At 33.1% G+C, this 19,021-nt stretch carries 21 protein-coding genes and 1 tRNA gene; 8 read left to right on the top strand and 14 right to left on the bottom strand.

Going from position 1 to position 19,021, the window contains the following annotated elements; all coding sequences use genetic code 11:
* Positions 1 to 2: 2 nt before the first annotated feature.
* Genes DESAMIL20_RS06215 through DESAMIL20_RS06200 form a run of 4 tightly spaced genes read right to left on the bottom strand, consistent with a single transcriptional unit; the run spans position 3 to position 4,246 of the window.
* Positions 3 to 470, bottom strand: coding sequence for a shikimate kinase (locus tag DESAMIL20_RS06215; RefSeq protein WP_086033947.1), 468 nt, complete (start codon positions 468 to 470; stop codon positions 3 to 5).
* Positions 467 to 1,621 carry a chorismate synthase gene (aroC, locus tag DESAMIL20_RS06210; protein ID WP_086033946.1) on the bottom strand — a complete coding sequence of 385 codons (1,155 nt, stop codon included), beginning with the start codon at positions 1,619 to 1,621 and terminating at the stop codon, positions 467 to 469. The genes DESAMIL20_RS06215 and aroC overlap by 4 nt, the downstream gene beginning before the upstream one ends.
* Positions 1,614 to 3,956 (bottom strand): Lon protease family protein, encoded by a 2,343-nt coding sequence (locus tag DESAMIL20_RS06205; protein ID WP_086033945.1) that lies wholly within the window; start codon positions 3,954 to 3,956, stop codon positions 1,614 to 1,616. Before DESAMIL20_RS06205 ends, aroC begins: the two co-directional genes overlap by 8 nt.
* Positions 3,957 to 3,964: 8 nt before the next feature.
* Entirely contained in the window at positions 3,965 to 4,246 is a 282-nt protein-coding gene (locus DESAMIL20_RS06200; protein ID WP_143340257.1) for a hypothetical protein, read from the bottom strand.
* A gap of 164 nt (positions 4,247 to 4,410) precedes the next feature.
* On the opposite strand from DESAMIL20_RS06200, the gene pilM reads away from it, so the two are divergent.
* The 8 genes from pilM (at position 4,411) to nrfD (ending at position 11,229) form a co-directional block, all read left to right on the top strand.
* Complete coding sequence (gene pilM, locus DESAMIL20_RS06195; protein ID WP_086033943.1) at positions 4,411 to 5,409, top strand: type IV pilus biogenesis protein PilM; 999 nt, start codon at positions 4,411 to 4,413, stop codon at positions 5,407 to 5,409.
* Positions 5,406 to 5,948, top strand: coding sequence for a PilN domain-containing protein (locus tag DESAMIL20_RS06190; protein ID WP_086033942.1), 543 nt, complete (start codon positions 5,406 to 5,408; stop codon positions 5,946 to 5,948). The genes pilM and DESAMIL20_RS06190 overlap by 4 nt, the downstream gene beginning before the upstream one ends.
* Positions 5,935 to 6,543 carry a type IV pilus inner membrane component PilO gene (locus DESAMIL20_RS06185; RefSeq protein WP_086033941.1) on the top strand — a complete coding sequence of 203 codons (609 nt, stop codon included), beginning with the start codon at positions 5,935 to 5,937 and terminating at the stop codon, positions 6,541 to 6,543. The genes DESAMIL20_RS06190 and DESAMIL20_RS06185 overlap by 14 nt, the downstream gene beginning before the upstream one ends.
* Complete coding sequence (locus DESAMIL20_RS06180; RefSeq protein ID WP_086033940.1) at positions 6,540 to 6,974, top strand: hypothetical protein; 435 nt, start codon at positions 6,540 to 6,542, stop codon at positions 6,972 to 6,974. Before DESAMIL20_RS06185 ends, DESAMIL20_RS06180 begins: the two co-directional genes overlap by 4 nt.
* Positions 6,971 to 9,127 (top strand): type IV pilus secretin PilQ, encoded by a 2,157-nt coding sequence (locus DESAMIL20_RS06175; protein ID WP_086033939.1) that lies wholly within the window; start codon positions 6,971 to 6,973, stop codon positions 9,125 to 9,127. Before DESAMIL20_RS06180 ends, DESAMIL20_RS06175 begins: the two co-directional genes overlap by 4 nt.
* Entirely contained in the window at positions 9,124 to 9,567 is a 444-nt protein-coding gene (smpB, locus tag DESAMIL20_RS06170) for an SsrA-binding protein SmpB (RefSeq protein WP_086033938.1), read from the top strand. Before DESAMIL20_RS06175 ends, smpB begins: the two co-directional genes overlap by 4 nt.
* A gap of 76 nt (positions 9,568 to 9,643) precedes the next feature.
* The gene (locus DESAMIL20_RS06165; protein ID WP_086033937.1) at positions 9,644 to 9,898 is read left to right on the top strand and encodes a hypothetical protein; all 255 of its coding nucleotides are present in this window, start codon (positions 9,644 to 9,646) and stop codon (positions 9,896 to 9,898) included.
* A gap of 149 nt (positions 9,899 to 10,047) precedes the next feature.
* Positions 10,048 to 11,229, top strand: coding sequence for an NrfD/PsrC family molybdoenzyme membrane anchor subunit (gene nrfD / locus DESAMIL20_RS06160; protein ID WP_086033936.1), 1,182 nt, complete (start codon positions 10,048 to 10,050; stop codon positions 11,227 to 11,229).
* Positions 11,230 to 11,249: 20 nt separating this feature from the next.
* On the opposite strand, the gene DESAMIL20_RS06155 is transcribed toward nrfD, so the two are convergent.
* From DESAMIL20_RS06155 to pseB, 10 genes are all read right to left on the bottom strand, one after another.
* Positions 11,250 to 12,125, bottom strand: coding sequence for a DMT family transporter (locus tag DESAMIL20_RS06155; RefSeq protein WP_086033935.1), 876 nt, complete (start codon positions 12,123 to 12,125; stop codon positions 11,250 to 11,252).
* A gap of 4 nt (positions 12,126 to 12,129) precedes the next feature.
* A complete protein-coding gene (locus DESAMIL20_RS06150; protein WP_086033934.1) occupies positions 12,130 to 12,408 on the bottom strand; it encodes a hypothetical protein in 279 nt (92 codons plus the stop codon).
* Positions 12,409 to 12,670: 262 nt separating this feature from the next.
* A complete protein-coding gene (locus tag DESAMIL20_RS06145) occupies positions 12,671 to 13,600 on the bottom strand; it encodes a type II restriction endonuclease (protein WP_086033933.1) in 930 nt (309 codons plus the stop codon).
* 2 nt (positions 13,601 to 13,602) lie between these two features.
* Complete coding sequence (locus tag DESAMIL20_RS06140) at positions 13,603 to 14,460, bottom strand: DNA-methyltransferase (protein WP_086033932.1); 858 nt, start codon at positions 14,458 to 14,460, stop codon at positions 13,603 to 13,605.
* A 3-nt stretch (positions 14,461 to 14,463) separates the two neighbouring features.
* The gene (locus DESAMIL20_RS06135; RefSeq protein ID WP_086033931.1) at positions 14,464 to 14,673 is read right to left on the bottom strand and encodes a helix-turn-helix domain-containing protein; all 210 of its coding nucleotides are present in this window, start codon (positions 14,671 to 14,673) and stop codon (positions 14,464 to 14,466) included.
* Positions 14,674 to 14,963: 290 nt separating this feature from the next.
* A complete protein-coding gene (locus tag DESAMIL20_RS06130; protein ID WP_086033930.1) occupies positions 14,964 to 16,871 on the bottom strand; it encodes an ATP-dependent helicase in 1,908 nt (635 codons plus the stop codon).
* A 100-nt stretch (positions 16,872 to 16,971) separates the two neighbouring features.
* Positions 16,972 to 17,574, bottom strand: coding sequence for a GIY-YIG nuclease family protein (locus DESAMIL20_RS06125; RefSeq protein WP_143340256.1), 603 nt, complete (start codon positions 17,572 to 17,574; stop codon positions 16,972 to 16,974).
* A 70-nt stretch (positions 17,575 to 17,644) separates the two neighbouring features.
* Positions 17,645 to 17,732: transfer RNA gene (locus DESAMIL20_RS06120), tRNA-Ser, on the bottom strand.
* A gap of 49 nt (positions 17,733 to 17,781) precedes the next feature.
* Entirely contained in the window at positions 17,782 to 17,976 is a 195-nt protein-coding gene (locus DESAMIL20_RS06115; protein WP_086033928.1) for a hypothetical protein, read from the bottom strand.
* Between the two features lie 14 nt (positions 17,977 to 17,990).
* Positions 17,991 to 18,986: a UDP-N-acetylglucosamine 4,6-dehydratase (inverting) gene (gene pseB / locus DESAMIL20_RS06110; protein ID WP_086033927.1), complete on the bottom strand. Its 996-nt coding sequence runs from the start codon at positions 18,984 to 18,986 to the stop codon at positions 17,991 to 17,993.
* Positions 18,987 to 19,021: the final 35 nt, after the last annotated feature.

Raw genomic sequence — 19,021 nt, 5'->3', positions numbered from 1 at the left:
ATTCACCTCATTAATTTTTTGATATTTTTCAATGTTTTTTTTATTTTATCATTTTCTATTGTAAAATCTGCTTTCGCATAACAGTTTTTCCTTTTATTCAAAAGAATTTGTGCTTTATTAAACAGAGGTCTATTTTTGTTATCAGTTTTGAATAGATGCTTTTTTGGTATTTTTAAGTACACTACAGTACCTTTCTTTTTCATTATATCAATGTTGTTTTTAAAACAGGGCATACCCCCGCCTGTTGCTAAAACAAAAGGGTTTTTGGGGTTTGTATTAATTAAAATATGCCGCTCAAGTCGCCTAAAAAAATATTCCCCATACAAATGAAAAATCTTTTTTATTGGTATTTTCATTTTTTTCTCAATAAGTACATCTGTATCAACAAATTCACAGTTAAGTTGTTTTGCTAGCAGCTTACCAATTGTTGATTTGCCGCTGCCCATAAAACCAATTAAAATTAAATTCATTTGGTTTTCAAATACTCTTTATAATTTTCCACATTCCTTTTAAACTCACTCATGCAGTCGCCGCCAAATTTTTCCAGATAAGCATTTAATATTTCATATGCAACAGCAGCTCTTACCACCACACTCGCTGCGCTTGTTGCACATACATCAGAGCGCTCATAAACAGACACAGAGGTTTCTTTGGTTTTTACATCAATACTTCTTAGACCTTTGCGCGTTGTTGGAATTGGTTTCATGAATGCTTTTATGACAATATTTTCTCCGTTTGAGATACCACCTTCAATACCACCTAAGCGGTTTGTATATCGTCGATATTCTTTTGAGTTAAAATCATAATAGATTTCATCTTGAACCTCGCTTGAGTATTTAAAGGCGTTTTCTATGCCATCGCCAATACTTACGGCTTTTATAGCCTGCACACTCATTGTAGCTAAAGCCAATCTGGCATCTAGTTTTTTATCCCATTTGTAAGACCCAATACCTGCTACCGCACCACTTATTAAAACTTCAGCAACACCACCTAAACTATCGCTATTTTCTATAGCTTTATCAATAGTTTTTTTCATTTCATATAGAGCGTTTTTATCAGGGCAAAATAATTCATTGTTTGCACTGTTTTTTATTTCATCTAAGTTAGCGTAATTTACGTTTGCCTTTACCTTTCCGATAGCACTTACAAAATTGTAAAATTCAACACCTGCTTCTTTTAAGCACAACTCGCAAATTGCTCCCACAGCCACTCTTATAGCAGTTTGTCTTGCACTTGAGCGCTCTAAACAGTCACGCAGATCATTTCTGTTATACTTTAGGTAACCTGCTAAATCAACGTGACCGGGCCTTGGTTTTGTGATTTGCTTTCGATTTGTGTATGTTGCAAAAGGGGCCATAATATCTTGCCAATTCTCATAATCGTTATTTTTAATTTTTAAGGTAATAGGACTTCCTATGGTTTTACCAAAACGCACGCCACTTAAAATTTCTATTTTATCTTTTTCTATTTTTTGCCTGCCGCCTCTACCATAACCGCTTTGCCTTAGGCAAAGCAAGTGATTAATAAAGCTTTCATCTATTTCCAAACCAGCAGGTATGCCATCTATTATTGCACAAAGGCTGTTGCCATGCGATTCACCTGCGTCTAAGTAACTAATCATTGTTGTCTTTCAACTGTTTCATTGTTTTTCTAAAAGACAAATCCACGCAATAATGGAAAGTCTCTTTTTCATACCTATTTTTAATCATTTTACCTGCAGGTTTTCCTGTAAAAATCTCAATAGCATCGTCAATTGTTTCGATAGTGTATATTTTGAATAAACCTTTTTCTATCGCTTCTAAAACATCATCCCTTAAAACAAGGTCCTTTTTATTTTGGTGAGGAATAATTACACCTGCATCGCCTAAATTATTAGAAATTTTTAAAATATCAAAAAAACCCTCAATTTTTTCATTAACGCCACCAATGGGCTGAACTAAGCCATCTTGACTCATAGAACCCGTAACAGCTAAATTGTTTTTAACAGGTATTTTTGCGATTGATGATAAAAGGGCTATTGTCATAGCTACTGTTGCACTGTCTCCTTCGATATAGGAGTAGGATTGTTCGAAACTGATTGTAGCCTGAAGGCTAAGCGGCTTGTCGTATGCGTATTTTGATCCAAAGTAGCCCCCAATAATAAAAGAAGATTTATCAAAAATTTTACCAGAAAGCTTACTTTCGGTTTCTATATTTATTACACCGCCTTTTCCAACATAAGCTTTAGCTATTATTCTATTTGGCCTACCAAAAGAAAAATCGCCAATTTGCGAAATAGACAATCCATTTACTTGACCGATCCTTTCATCCTTCAGATTAAGCAGTATTGTCCCGTCTTTGATCATTTCTTGAATTTTTTCCCGATATAAATCTTTGATAAAAATTTTATTTTCTATTGCTTGCTGAATCTCTTTATAGCCAATTGACTGACTATTTAGTGCATTTGCTTCTTCAATAATATCTACACATTCATCAACCTTAGACCAAATTTTATCAGAACTTTCAGCAAGCCTAAATGCGTATTTTGCAACGGCAACCAAACCATCTTTTGTTGGTATTGTGAGATTTTTTTCTTTGCAACACTTAATTATGTTTGATAGGTACTGTGTTACAGTATTAGATTTTGCTTTTATTGTATGATTAAAGTTGGTTTTTAGCTTAAATAAATTTTTCATATCTTCATCGTATTCGTACAATATATCATAAATAAACTCATCGCCTATTAAAATTACCTTTAAATTTAAATCTATGGGCTCTGGTTTTAAACTTTCTGTAGTTATGGCACCGTATTTGTCAACTGGATCTTCTATGATTAATTGCCTGGATTTAAGTGTTTTTTTAAGGCTGTCCCATACAAATGGGTTTGTTAGAACGCTTATAGCATCTAATATTAAAAAACCGCCATTGATTTTTGCCATTTGACCAGCTACAATATTGGTAAAATTAGTTACAAGCATTCCAAAGTAAGCTTGTTTTTCAATTTTACCAAAAAGGTTGGCATATGTGGGATTTTGTTCATAAAATATAGGTATGTCTATATTAGAATTATCTACTATAACGTTAACTTTATATTCAATATATTTAGAAGGAAGGCTCACAAAAGGATAAGGCTCATTTTTGCTTGGTAAAAAAATAGCAATATTGCTTATTGTGTAGTGCTCTACATCATTTAGATAATTTTCAACAGCTTGTATGCCTTCAAATTCAGCTTTTATGGCATCTAATTTATTGCTTATGATAGATAGACCTATTTCATCATTGATTTTTTTAATTTGCTGGAATCGTTCTTTTTCTAATTCCCTTGAGGCAAACATAAATTCATTTATAAACACTTCAAGCTGTTTTCTTTTTTCTTCTATTTCTTTTTTTATACTTACATCAAGTGCAGAAAACTCTTTTTCTGTTATAATTTTACCATCTAAAACGGGATTTACTATAAGACCAGAAGGTGTTGGTTTAATGGCAAAATCCAATTCTGAAGCTTTTTTACCCAATTCTTCAAATATTTGAGTTTGTTTTTCGTTATACTCAAGGTTAATTGTTTGAATCCTGTTCTCATACTCTTTACTCTCAAAGATTGCAGGTATATTTGACACTAAGTATTCTACAAATTCGTTCATTTTATTAGCTAGAATATTTGCTTTACCTTTTGGTAAAACAAGCAGTTGTGGCATTTTTGGATTATTAAAGTTATTTAAATAAGCATAATCGTATATTTTAAATTCTTTATTTTTAGATAGTTCTATGATTTTATCTTTTATGTAGTCTTTAATTTGCCCCATATCTCCAGATATATAGAGGTTATAGTATGGATTTTCTATGTCTACGAGCATTTTTAGTGCTTGATTTAAGCGTTCTTGATTTACAAAATAATCTGCTTTATCTTCTTCAAATATGCTATTTGGTATATCTATGTTTAATTTAATTTCCTTTGGCTCAATAATACGAAATCCCATAAAAACTCCTATTTTATTAACTTTGTTTTAATAAAATCAAACGGCAGCTTTGCTTGAAGCCTTGTGCCATTTGGCAATATAATTCTTGATTCAGAAAGTTCGTTTATTATAAAATTATACAAGCTCTCTAATTCTTCGATACTTACATCCACAGAAATGATTGATACATCTTCATTAAGCTCTACAAACCACTCACAATAGATTATATTTTTTTCAATTAGCAAATCTTTGAAATCCCATCTTTTTGTTTTTTTTAAAACAATATCAATATTAAAACGTTTTTCTTTCATACTTTCAAATATATACATTTAAACATTAAAAATCAAATTTTAATTTAAGAATAAAATTTGCTAGTAAACAAAAATAGAATAAAATTTTTTTTGTGTTTTTTTATTGACAATTGTTAAGTGACAATGTTAGAATTAACCAACACTTTTGTAAGAAGGTATGAAAAATGGGAAGTAGAAATCTTATAGGTCTTGATATAGGCTCTAAATTTACAAAAATTGTTCAACTCAAAGAAAAAAGCGGTGTAAAGTTTTTAACCAATGCTCAACTTGTTAGCACGCCTAAAGAAATAAACATGGAAGATCCTATTGCGATGAAAGATTTTTTAACAGTACTGGCAACACAGAATGGTTTGAAAAGCAAACCCATTGCCTATGCGTTGAATATTTCGGAATGCATCGCAAGACACTTAACGATACCAATGGTTGATGAGTCAGAAATTGAACAGGCTGTGATGTGGGAAGCTGAGCAATACATACCATTTAAGCTTGATAAAGTGAATGTTAATTATCAAATTCTAAATGTAGATCAAAAGAACAAAAACTTCGAAATACTAATTGTAGCGGCTAAGAAAGAAAAGATAGAATTTTTAAAAGAAGTGTTTAATGGTGCAAAATTAAAGCTTGAATGTGTTGATGTTGATATATTTTCTACAATTAATGCTTATTTAGAAAACACGGCAGAAAAAGATAAGCTTGTATTTATACTTAATATTGGCGCAAAATCAACAAAATTAGCTTTAGTGAATGGCACTAAACCAATATATTTCAGCTATATTGATTTTAATTTAGATTCTATTGTGACAGACATTGCAAATAAACTTTCCATTTCAGAGTCAGAAAGTTTGGATTTGTTATTATCAAAAAATAAAGACACACATTTGATCAGCATTATTGAAAGCAATTTAATGAATTTACAAAATGAGATATCAAATGTATTGAATTTTAATTTTTCTCTTATTGCCGATCAGCATATCGACAATTTTGTTTTGTCTGGCGGCGCTTGTTCTATTAACGAAGTAGCTTCATATTTGGCTACAGTATTCAATATCGGTGTAGTAAAATTGAATCCGTTTGAAACATTAACAATAGAAGATACAAAGTTTAATACGGATAATAAGTATTTATTTGATGTAGCTTTAGGTTTAGCCTTGAAGAAAGCATGATAGAGATAAATTTACTTAGTAGTATTGGTGAAAAACAAAAACAAAGGGGTTTACAAGAGAGATTTTGGTTTGTACTGTTAATTGTGGTATTAGTGGAGTGTGCTTTATTATTTGGCATAAGTGCTTTTGAGAAATCAAAAATAAAACACTTAGAAGAAAAAAAAGCTTATTTGAGTAATTTGTCTAACAAAATAAGGGTTATTCAAAATGATGAGGCAAAGGCCCGTCAGCTTGTTAATACAATATCAAAGCTTGAAACTGGCAAAAACCTTCCAGTTGAAATTTTATATGCTTTGTCAAGCGCACTGCCAAACAATGTGTGGTTAAGCAGAGTGGAAAAACAAGGGAATACACTAAATATTACTGCATCAAGCTTAGATATTGACTCTATTTCATTATTTATGAACAACCTTTTGAAAGAAAAAATTATAAACGAAGTACGGTTTAACCAGGGTGTGACAAAGACAAACGTTTCACAGCAAAATATTTATCAATTTTCACTTATTTGCGCCTTACGAGGTAATTATGGCGCAAAATAAATTAATTGGCAAAAGCCAACTTTCCAGTCAGTTTAGCGATATACCACAATCCCAAAAGATCATTATAGCTGTAGTTATTGTGATCGGTTTGGCTCTCATTTGGTATTTTAGCTATTTTCAAGGTTTATATTCTAAAGCAAAACAGCTTAATTCGGAAATTACACAACTCAGCGAGTTTGAGAAAAAACTTCCTTTAGAGATGAAAAAATATGCCGATATAAGTAAAAAACTACAAAGGTATAAAGAAATGTTGCCTGGAAAAGAAGCGATCCCAAAACTACTTGTAGATATTCATTCTACAATAACAAAGGTTGGTGTTTCAATGAATAAGTTTTCGCCACAATCTATTAGCACTCAAAACCAGAATGCCACTTATACAACTACACCCCTACAGATTAGCATAACAGGTACGTATAACCAAATTGGTAATACATTTGAAGTATTAAGCAACATGCTAAGACTAGTTAAAGTAACAGATTTTTCAATCAGTCCTTCAAGCAATGCCAATAGCAATGTTTTAAACGTTGATTTTAAAGCAGAGACTTATTCACTAAAAAACCCTGATCAAAACACAAAAAATGGGAAAGCAAAATGAAAAAACTAAGCGTAGTGATCATTTTTCTTAGCATTATGGTGTCGAATGTGTTTGCCTTTAATGTTCAAAGAGACCCTTTTGCTCCACTTGTTAAAACGCAAAGTGTACCTTCAAAGCCATCTAATAAGTTTTCTGTATCTCCAGGTTCAGATTTTACGCTTAAAATGGTGATTTGGGGTGGCTTAGAAGGTGCTTTACTTGAAGACAATAATGGTATCGTGTATGTGGTAAAGCAAGGTTCTAAAATAGGCCAAACTCAGGTGCTAAAAATAATGCCAAATAAAGTCTTACTAAAAACGCCAGGCGGCATAAAAGAAATTTCACTAAAAAACCCAAACAACATTGTTGCTCAATCAAAAAACTCGACTGACACAAGCAAAAACATGCTGAATACACCTAATAAAATCCTTTCTAATGAGGTTAAGCCATGAAAAAATATTTTTTCAGTATTATTTTGTTTTTAATTGCTATAAATTATTCTTATGCCCTTCAAAGAGCAACAAATGTTGAGTCACTTACTTTTGAGAATAATAAATGCATTATTAAAGGCAATGGCTATATGTTTTATAGGACATTTACGCTGGATAAAGATAACTCAAAGGTTGTAGCTATAGATATCCTTGGCATAAAGTCTTATAACCCAGATATACCTTCCTTTATCCTTGCAAAAGATTCTGATGCTGTAAATTTAATCAAGCTAGCGTTACACAAAGACAGAAATATTGGCTTGAGGGTAGTTTTTAATATTAAAAAAAGCGCTCAATATCAAATTGATAGAAATAATAACACGATTACGGTAGTTTTTAACAAATATTCCGCACAACAAGCAAATAAAGAAAATCCAAAACCCCAACCATTAACTCAAGAACCTGCACAAGCAAGTTTAAATGCTTCAAAAGACAATACTGTTATAACCAGCAATGAAACTGTTTCTAACAAAAATACAATAGAATCCATAACTGCAGGTGCATTAAAAGATAAAACTCAGCTTAGCATAACAACAACTAAAAAACCCGTTTACGAAGTTAAAAACGAAAATGGGAATATTTTAATTAGTATAAAGAATGTTGGACCTTCGAAGCCAGTTATTTCTAATACATCAAAGCTAGTTGAAAATATCACAACGAGCATTGAAAAAAACGATTATAATATAAAAATACTTACAAACAATGCTCATATTGATGCAATATCCAGCACAGATAAATCAATATTTGTTGTTTTATCACCAAGTCAATCAGTTGAAAATTTGAATATTGTATCGAAAGAAGAAAATACAAGATTTGTTGGTAAAAAAATTTCATTTGATGTACGTGATGCCGATTTGCAGGATGTTTTAAGGGTAATAGCTGCTACTGCAAATTTGGATGTTATGATTGGTGGCTCCGTTAAAGGCAAAATAACCATGCGTTTAATGAATATACCATGGGATGAAGCGCTAGATTTAATTGCTAAGCAGCAGGGTCTTGTTGTGCAAAGACAAGGAAATGTTTTGTTAATAAATAGTGCATCTGAAGCAACAAAGCTTACTAAAGAACAATTAGAAGCTCTTGCGGTGCAGCAAAACCTAGAAAGAAAAAACGATGCAATAGCCAAAATTATTAAACTTAATTATATAGACCCAGATTATGCTAAAAACATTATTGATTCGTTGGTATATAATAAGCAAAAAGAAAGCATTGGTTTCGTTGTTGCAGATAAAGTTAATAATTCAATCATATGCTATGATACAAAACAAAACATTCAAAAAATTGAAAACATAGTAAAAGCTATCGATATGAAAAAACGCGAGATAGAAATTAGTGCAAAAATTGTTATCGTTAGCAAAAAGTATGAGAGAGACTTAGGCATTCAGTGGGGTGGAAACTATGCTCAAAAAGCTTTTGGCCAAAATTCTTATATGGCAATAGGTGGTGCTACACTTCCATTGTCTGTTAATGCTCCAAGTACAGCATCAAGCGGGGGTATTAACACAGGTGGTTTTTCTGTTAACAATGCATTTGCAAATAGCAATTATGTTGTTAATACACCTGCACCTACTGCAAACCCTTCTGGGAACTTCTCCTTAATGGTTGGAAATGTTATGGCAAATTATAATTTAGATTTGAAACTATCACTTGCTGAGATGAACAGCTACTCAAAAACTTTATCCTCTCCAAAGATTATAACTTTAGATAATCAGGAAGCTACAGTAGAAAGTGGCCAAGAAATTCCATATACCACTATTACAACTACAGGTACGCAAAGCACAAGCTTTAAAGATGCAGTTTTATCTCTAAAGGTTACACCGCATATTACAAACAACGGTGATATCATTATGAAGCTTGATATTAAAGATGATTCTCAGGGTGGAACAGCTCCAAATGGCGAAATAATAATTATGAAAAATACTGTAACTTCAACGGTCATTGTAAAAAATGGTCAGACTATTGCAATAGGTGGTGTATACGTGACTGCTACATCTAAAAGCGAGAATGGTGTACCATTTTTAAAGAGTATACCCATTTTGGGGTGGTTGTTTAAATCACAGCAAATCACAAAACCAGAAAATGAACTTTATATTTTTATAACACCAAAGATACTATGAGCCAGATATTAAATAGAAAAGCGCGTCATGATTATGAAATCTTAGAAACTTTTGAAGTAGGCATTGCACTTTTAGGTACTGAAGTAAAGTCTATCAAAATGGGCAATGCCAACCTAAGAGATTCTTATGCAGATATAGAAAATGGTGAAGTATGGTTGTATAATTTTCATATCAGTCCTTACAAATTTGCCAGTGAAAAATTTAACCATGCGCCTCTAAGACCAAAAAAATTGCTTTTGCGCAAAAGAGAAATTGCTAAATTAGTAGGTAAAACAAAAGAAAAGGGTTTTACTTTAATTCCCACAAAAGTTTACACGAAAAATGGTCTTATTAAAGTTGAGCTAGCTTTAGCAAAAGGCAAAAAACTCTATGATAAAAGACGAACCTTAAAAGAAAGAGAGTTGAACCTTGAAAAAGAAAGGGCTTTCAAAGATTTATAGTTACAAAAAATACACACTTGATAATAAATCGTAAAAGTATAAAATAAAGAACGATTGTTTAAAAAAAGGAGGGCATATGTCTAAAGTATTGTCAATCAACTTGAAAAAGTCAGTTATAAAAGGTATAGCTGTTGTGTTTTGTATTGCAACATTGAGTAGTTGCTCAACTATGACACCTACGCAGCAGCGAGTTTTAAGCGGTGCAGGCATTGGTGCAGTAGGCGGTGCAGTAGTGGGCGGTTTAACAGCAGGAAGCCCAGCAGCAGGAGCTGCAGTAGGGGCAGCAGTAGGAGCTGGTCTTGGGGCTGCAGCAGGCGCATTAACAAAATAAACCTTTGTTTATAAAAAATAAACAGGGCAAAATTTAATTGACAAAAAAATATAAAATATTAAAATATGCACAGGTTGCTAGAAAAGATTAATTGAGATTGTCTAAAAATAAGTTAGAAGTGTTTGTTTTTTCATGTGTAAGGAGGTTTTATGAGGAGTGGCTCAGAGGTAGCAGGAAAGCCTTTAGTGGACAGCTGGACTATTTTGTTTTTTGTAATGGCCGCTATAGGTTTGTATGGAATGGCGCATGTATTTTTTTACGGTCAGGAGTCTAGTTATGGCGTTACAAGGTATGTCTCGTGGGGTTTGTTAATTATTGGATATTCATTTTTGGTTGGTATTACTACAGGTTTATCTTTGCTAGTTATTATGTGTCATTTGTTTGGTTTAAAGCATGTGCAATTAATGGAGCGAAAATTAATTTTACTTGCTCTAACAGCACTCTTGGGTGGATTTTATGTAATCTTTTGGGATTTAGGTGGGCCTTTTAAATTACAGATTATGCGATTTGTAATTAACTTTTTTCCGCCTCATATAGAAAGTGCTATTTGGTGGATGTCAACGCTTTATGCTTTAGAACTTCCTATAATCATCATTGAAATTTACCTTATTTTTACAAAAAACCATAAATGGTTGCTACCAATTGCAATTATTAGCTTTTTAATAGGAATCAGCGCATACAGCAATATGGGTTTTGTTTTTGCAGCAAATATTTCAAGGCCGTTTTGGTTTGGTGCATATATTCCAATCTTTTTTATACTTTCCGCTTTAGGTTTAGGTGCTGGTTTTGGACTTATTTTGTGCTACTTTACAAAAAGGTTGGTGCCAGCTTTACAAGAAAAGTTATCTAGTATATCAAATATATTGGGAAGAACATTATTCTTTGTTGTTTTGGGAATGATGTTTTTTACCGGCTGGAGATTTGGAACAGCCCTTTATGCTTACCAACCAGAAGTAGCTGGCGCAGCTATGGCTTTATTATGGGGTAAATTATCGTTTAATTTCTGGTTCTTCCAGATACTTTTAGGGTTAATTGTGCCATTTTTTATGCTTATCAAAAAACCATCAAATGTTGGAGCACTGATTGCTGCTATACTGGTTATAATTGGTATATTTTTTGAAAGGTACAATACAATTGTCGCAGGCCAATTGGTGCCAGTAAATAGCGTGTATTACGATAAAATTTTCTATGTAAACTACACGCCATCCTTATCAGAAATTAGTCTTTTTATAAGCGCACTTGGCGTTGCAGGACTGCTTTATTTAATTGGTGATAGGATACTAAACAAAAAATTTGCTCAAGATGTAGAAGCTGAAGAATCATCCCATTAAAAATGCAAAGTGGCTGCTTTTTAAGTAGCCACTTTGTTTACTTTAAACGTAGCATCTAAATAAATTAGCAGCAAAGACAGCGCAATCAAAACTATACCGCAAATTTCAAATACATCAGGTTTTTCGCCTAGCTGAAACCATGACTCCAAAATTGTTAGAATAGGCACGGTAAGAGAACTAAGACTAGCAATATTTACTTTCATTTTTTCTAATACATATAACCACAAAAACCACCCCAGCGCTGTAGCAACGATACCAGCATATAAAACCGCAAATATTAGATAAGAAGAAAAGATAGTTTCTTTTTGCTGTGGTATAAATATATAGCATATTAAAATGCCGATAAAACCAAAAAGCATTTGGTAAGAATTAAGACTAAGCACGTTCATTTTTTGTTTATTAAGTATAATCTTTGCAATAGTAATGCTAATTGCCCAAGAAACGGCACTTAATAGTGCAAAAAAATCGCTCAGAAAATTACTTTGCAGGTTCCATGGTTCCACGATAAATACAAGACCCAAAAAAGAGCCAACAATAGCAATTTTTTGAGCTCTACTAACTGTTTCTTTTAAGATAATATTTGCAAAAATTATAGACCAAAATGGCATTGTATAGATAAGCAGTGAAACTTTTCCAGCACCACCTGAAACCAAAGATAAATTAGCAAAAATAAAAAAACCAGTTGTTTGTGTTAAACCAAGCAGTGCAACAAGAAGGGGTTCTTTTAGTTTGTGAATTTTTTTTATTGATACAATGAATAAAAATATTGCCAATGTGCCAACAATTGTTCTTAAGAGGGAAAACGCGATAGGGCTAGTAAATTCCAAAGCAACCTTAGCTACAACCCAGGAATAAGACCAGATAACTACCAATAATGCAAAGTATATGTATACCATCAGTTTAAATATTCATATCTAAAAGATATCCAAGCATTTTGTTTTGTGATTTTAAAACATCAACATTTGCTTTTAAACCAATTGCATTAAGATTAGAATACACTAGTTGACTTGCTAAATTTACATTGTTTGGAGTGCTTTTTGAAGTTTGTGCGTAAGCAGTATTCTTATTATTTAAATCTATTTCTTGATATCCTTTTGTGTTTAGATTAGCTACATTTTGGGTTACAATTGTTTGTTTTAACAAAGTGTTTTGGATTGCGTTTATATTAGCATTAAACATTGAGCACTTCCTCCTTGTAAAGATAACACAATATACGAAAAAATCAAATTAAATAAGAAACAAATTTGGCGGTGCCTGTTCGAAAAAAATCGAACCGATTTCGCCCAAAACCGATAAAACTCGTGTGGGCGAGCGGAAGTGGGGGTGGGGGTGCCGCCCAGCCCCACGGAAGGCGACTTTTTCGGATTGGGATTTCAAGTTTTTCTAATCCGCCAAGGGCGGATTGCTCGGCTTTGCCGATCTTGACGGCAAATTCTTTTTATTATTTAATCTGCTTTAATATAAATTCCAAAATACCTTTTTCTAACATTGCTAAATTAAAGAGATAATCATTATGATCAAAAGTTTCTCGTAATGGCTTTGCCGTTATCTTCCAACCCATACCATCGGTGATCCAAAAAAAATTGTAATCCCCCTTTAAAACATCGAATAAATTTCTATATTCGCCGGCAGTGGATTTTAATTTCGAACCACCGCCACCATAAAAATTTGTCTCAATAATAAATAATTTCTCTCCATTATCTATTACAAAATCATAACGACGAGATGATTTGTCAACTGGTACATCATAACCAAATTCGTTTTTTATTTTTTCAGCATTTGCTTCTTTCAAATATCTAAAATTATTATTCTTGCAGACATCTTTGATAAATACTTCCACTATATTTTCCATTGCATGTCCGCCACGATTTTTACGCCCGTTGCTATCAAGCCCTGCTTCAACACCAATCATATAATCAACAAGGTTTTTTATCTTCTTACTTACAATTAAATCTTTAATCCGGGTTTCTTTTACAAAAGTTAAATATTTCTCTATATCTTCATCGGCGATATCTTTCTTTGTAAAATCGTAATCTTCATAAACTAATTTCTTATTTTTGTAATCCACTAGAATTTTAAATTTCTTTTTGTTAGATCCGTCTCTTACCACTAAAGCAGGAATGACTTTAATAATATTAGGATTTTCCTTCAGCAAAAATTTAAATTCTTCGTCGAAATTATCTTTTCCTATTAAGTAGTTAAAAGTATTAAGGGCGAGTTCAATTTCTTTGGTGTTTTTTAAAACCTTCTCCCAATTAACAAAATAAGACCAAAGAGTGTTGCTTGGTTTTAAAGTGGAAATAAGGTAATAAAAAACTTGGTCATCACTTTTGCATTTCAAAATGTCTTTGTAGAAAGATAAAAACTTCATGGTTATTTTCTAGAAAATTTATTTTCTAAATTTTTCTCTAAGTCCTCAAATCTTTTAATTGATAAATCAAGGTATTTCTTTTCTGTATCTACACCAATAAATTTTCTACCATATAAATAAGCAATAAGCCCTGTTGTTGAGCTTCCAGTAAATGGATCGAAAACTAAATCATCCTTGTTTGTGCTCGATAGTACAATTCTCCTTAAAAGTTCTTCTGGTTTCTGCGTTGGATGCTTGCCGAATTTCTTTTCAATTTTTTGTGGTGTATTTATCGCCCAAACACTTCTCATCTGTTTTCCTTTTTCGTGTAATACTTCATATCTATCTTTCTTGTCGCAGTATCTGCATTTTATCTCTTTTGTATAATTATTTTCCCAGTCCACCATTGTTTTGTAATTAAAAGTGTGTTTCGCCTTTTTTTCTTTTCTTGCCCATATTAAGGTTTCATGACTAGCAGTAAAGAAACGGCAACTCAAATTTGGAGAAGCGTTTGGTTTAAACCAAGCAATATCATTTAAGATGTGATATCCGGCAAGTTGCAAAGCAAAACCACATTGATAAATAGAATGATAGGTACCGCTAAGCCAAATTGTTCCGTTAGGCTTCAAAATTCGCCTAGCTGCTTTTATCCATTCAAGATGAAATTCAAAATTCTTTTTTGTTCCATTGCTTAAATCCCAATCACCCTTTTTGACGTTAACCATTTTTCCGTTTTGACAAGTAAATGTACCGCTTGAAAGAAAGTACGGAGGATCAGCAAAAACCATATTAACTGAATTCTCCGAAAATTCTTTTAAGAATTCCAAAGAATCAGCTTGATATAATTCAAATCTTGGTTTTTTGTAGTATGGTTTTTGCATAATTTATATTAATTTCTCTATTGAAATATTTAATGTTTTTGCAATCTTCGCTACTACATATACCAAAGGCTTTTTAATAACGCCTCTCTCAACCTTGGTCAAAGTCGTATAAGGTATACCGGCTTTATGGGCAAGTTTGTCTTGAGATAAACCAAGATCAATTCTCAACTTTTTGATTTTCTTTCTTAATTTATTACCTTGCTTATTTTCCATATTTTGATACCATAAAATTGTTAATATTTCCTTCTTTCATTATTATACTAAACAAATATAATGAAAGCAAGCAAATTTTTACAAGGGAAAGATGATAAAAAGCCCGCTTTTTGCCCAAATGAAGTCTGAGCCGATATTTTTTCAGGTTCTTTGGCAGTTTTTCAATCAGAAAAGATTGCCTTCCGCGGGGCGGGCGGCATTTCCCCCACAAGGCCCCGCTTTCTTTTTGCCTGTCTGCTTTGGGCTTCGCCCCCAAAACTTTTCGGCGGGACTAATTAAAATTTCTATCCTTATTCTACCTGTTCTATCGGAATTTTGGAATCTCGAAGAAATCTGGTCAATGTTCTCTTTTCTGTTCCGCTATTACTTCCCGAATGTCTTTGCAGTCCAATTCGTTTATTGCAATAACTGATAAATAATTTATGTCTTGCTCTTGTCATAGAAACATACAACAACCGTCTTTCATCGCCCTCCTTATCTCCAGTATTTCGCCCAGGAATATACTCGTCTTCTGCACCAACTATGAAGCACACATCAAAAGACAAACCTTTCGCTTGGTGCATAGTGAGTATATTAACAGCATTTTCTTTTGTTTCTTGTTCAATATATCCTGACGAAGTACTTACTATTTTAATTAAACTTTCGAGATCAGCTTTTTCTTGACTCTCCAAAATTCCAATAAAATATTTTTTTACTTGTTCCTTAATCTCCCCTTCGCTCATAAATTTATCAACTATCGCAGTAATCGCTTCAATAGGATTTTGAATTGCTTTGAGTCCAACTATTGCCGTGTTTTTTTCGGAAACAAATTTTGCTATTTTTTGTCTAAATTTTTGTAATTCGTTTGGAAATTCAGCTATTTTTTGTAGAGCCACACTAAATCGTATTCCCTTACTTTGAGCATAATTCCATATATTTTTTATGCACTTATCACCTAAACCGTTTGTTTTATCAACTTGTAATAATGTTCGCCAAGCCAAACAATCGTTTTGATCAACTAGCAAACGAATTACTGATAAAACAATTCTATACTCATTGTTGTTCTCTAACTCAGAATCAGTCGTCAAAGATACATCAACGCTTTGCTTTTTCAGGGCTTCAATAATTGGTTTAGATAACGAGGCATTGCGGTCGCTCCTTAGCAAAATTGTGATTTGATCTGGCTTAATATCTTTGGCAATCAAGCTTTTTATTTTCTTAGCTATGATTTCGGCTTCATGGTTTTGATCTTTAAAGCCAAATATCAAAACCTCACCGTCTTCCGCTTGGTCTTTCGGGCGTGTTGGTTTCGGTAATCGTTTAGGATCAAGACTGGCAACAAATTCAGCTGAACGTAAAATGAGTTTATCACAACGAAAACATATTTCTAACGCCAATTTTTTGGAATCTTGATATATCTGTCCAAAATTTCTTATACCTTCAGGGGTTGCGAAACGGAAGCCGTAAATACTTTGGTCATCATCTCCCGCAACAAATAATTCCGCACCTCGTTTTGCCAACTCGTTGACTATTGCAAGGTCGCATGCGTTCAGATCTTGATATTCATCAATCAAAATATGTTTATACTCTTTGTCCAATTGGAAATCCCTGCTTTGGTTTAATTGCTTTTTCAGTTGATAAACAAGTTCTGCTCTCAAGGTTTCGCCATACTGCTCTTTGTGGCTTTGCCACGCACCAAGAAAAGCGGGGTTTGGAAATTGTTTCTCCCAGCCAATTTCATCAATTCTTAAAGTTTCCCAGTCAGTTGAAAGCTGATTGATCAAGTTTTGAACATCGCCAATTTTTTTGAGGCTTAATACTTTTTTTAAATCTTTTTGGATAATATATCTTTCTTCCCACTTATCTGCTATTCTGATTGGACTTGGCAATGTGTTAATTCTACTTGAATTATGGAGAATTTGTCTCAACGCAAAGGAGTGAAGCGTTGATACTTGAGGAATTGTTTTTTTTGAAGATTCTAGAGCTTTTTTGATTTCATCTTTTAGTTGAGTGGCGGCTAAACGGGTAAATGTAAGCAAAAGAATTGATTCGGGGTCAACATTATGTTGGAGAATTAAAGAAAGTACACGCAGAGTAAGCGTTTTTGTTTTCCCTGTTCCTGGTCCAGCAAGTAATCTTGCATGACTGCCAATGTGGTCAATTGCTTCGATTTGATCGCTTGTAGCGTAGCCGTGAATTATTTTTTTTATATCGTCCATAAATTTATAGATGAGGGCAGTTGTGATTTGTTCGGCTTGTGCTTTTCTGCTATAAAAGTAGCCTGTCCCCTTTTTCCTCCTTCTTTTTGCATAATTTTATTTAGTTAATATCAGGTAAGTCTCTTAATCTTTTGCCTTTATATTGCCAATAAGCCGCCCCTTGGTATGCGCCACTTTTGTTTAATTCTCCTTTTTGCTCATATATTTTGTAGGTCAGCGGTGCAAGTTTCCAAATTTGTTCGCCATATTCCACTTCATGCTCGCCAACCACTTTCGCGGTGATTTCTTTGTCAGCTATAAAAACAATTTCTTCTCCGTTCTTAATCCCTTTTTTATAAAAACTAAACCTTGCTCCTTGTTCTCTAGCTTTTGAAACTTCGTCAAATTCCTTTTCTTTGTTTACATCTTTGGGATAAATCACTTTGCCATCAAATGATAACAAAAGTTGTCGCACTAAATCATAATCAAGAGCAAATAGTTCACTATCACCAACACGATGCTTATTAAAAATTTCTTTTAAAAGATTTTCTTTCTCGTTGTAATCTTCAAGTTCAATCGCAAAAAATCTTTTAAGACCGGAAACATTATAGTAGCCATTTGCCTCAAGAAAGCGCATTCGTTCTTGAAAACTAGCGGTGCCAGTCTGACCTATTTTTATCAAACCAGAAACGGCTGTTGTCATTATGTAAATAATTCCTTTCATAATTTTATTTCACTAAATCATCAAGCGAAACGCTGAAACAACACCTTTCAATTTTGCTGAATGTAAAACTTGGCGGAGAGGGCGGGATTCGAACCCGCGGTAGGTTGCCCTACACACGATTTCCAATCGTGCTCCTTCGGCCGCTCGGACACCTCTCCATTGCCGACTTTATTTATACAAAGTTTTGCCTAAATGTCAAATAAAAGGTTACTGTTGAGGTTTATCTTTTTTTTCTTGAGCTTTTTTGCGCATTTCTTCTAAATCTAAACTACAATCTCCAAAACTTGCTCCATAGGCATCAATGTCTGGTTTAATGGTTTTTTTTGCATTTTTTTTATTTATTAAAATGACCACCACAGATATTAGCAAAATTGCTATGATAAGGATAATAAACAATAACATAAAGTACCTCTTGCCTAATATTCAATGTTAAGTGACTTTAGCTTGTTTTTAATATTTTCTATACTAAGCCATTTATCGTTTGTATCAGAAGAATAACGAAAACCTTTTTTTACCAATTTACCACCGCTTTTAATATTACTATTCCCCCACCATTTAAATTGCGGGTAGATGATAAAATGATCATCATACTCATAGGTATTTCTTGCATCTTCTGGCGTTATCATTACTTCATGCAATTTTTCTCCTTCTCTTATGCCTATTTCTTTTAGTGTACAATCTTCGCACATGGCTTTTGCTAAATCTACAATTTTAAAAGAAGGTATCTTTGAAACATAAATTTCACCACCGGTGGCCTCTCTAATTGCGCTAAATACAAGTTCAACACCTTCTTCTAAACTAATCCAGAATCTTGTCATCTCAAAATCTGTTATTGGAAGCTCTTTTTTTCCTGAATCTACGAGGTTTTTAAAAAACGGTATTACACTACCTCTGCTTGCTGCAACATTACCGTATCTTACTACGCAAAACTTGGTTTTCCTTTTGCCAACATAGGAATTACCTGCAATAAATAGTTTATCAGAAACCAATTTTGTTGCACCGTATAAGTTTACGGGGTTAACGGCTTTATCAGAAGAAAGTGCCACAACTTTTTCAACACTGCAATCAATACTAGCATCAATTACATTTTCTGCACCATATACATTTGTTTTTATAGCTTCTAGTGGGTTGTACTCTGCTATCGGTACTTGTTTTAAGGCGGCCGCATGTATTACAATATCAACGCTATCTAATGCTCTATAAAGTCTATCTTTATCCCTCACATCGCCAATAAAAAATCGCAAAGTAGACTCGAACCGAGAAAACTCTTTTTGCATTACAAACTGTTTATACTCATCCCGTGAGTAAATAATTAGTTTTTTTGGTTTATAGGATTTTAAAATTGCTTTTGTAAAGGCTTTACCAAAAGATCCTGTGCCGCCTGTAATTAAAATTGTTTTATCGTTTAGCATACATTATTTACCCCTTCATAAATATACAGCAAAAA

This window comes from Desulfurella amilsii, assembly GCF_002119425.1.
Classification (GTDB): domain Bacteria; phylum Campylobacterota_A; class Desulfurellia; order Desulfurellales; family Desulfurellaceae; genus Desulfurella; species Desulfurella amilsii.
This window is presented reverse-complemented; position numbering and strand designations above follow the sequence as displayed.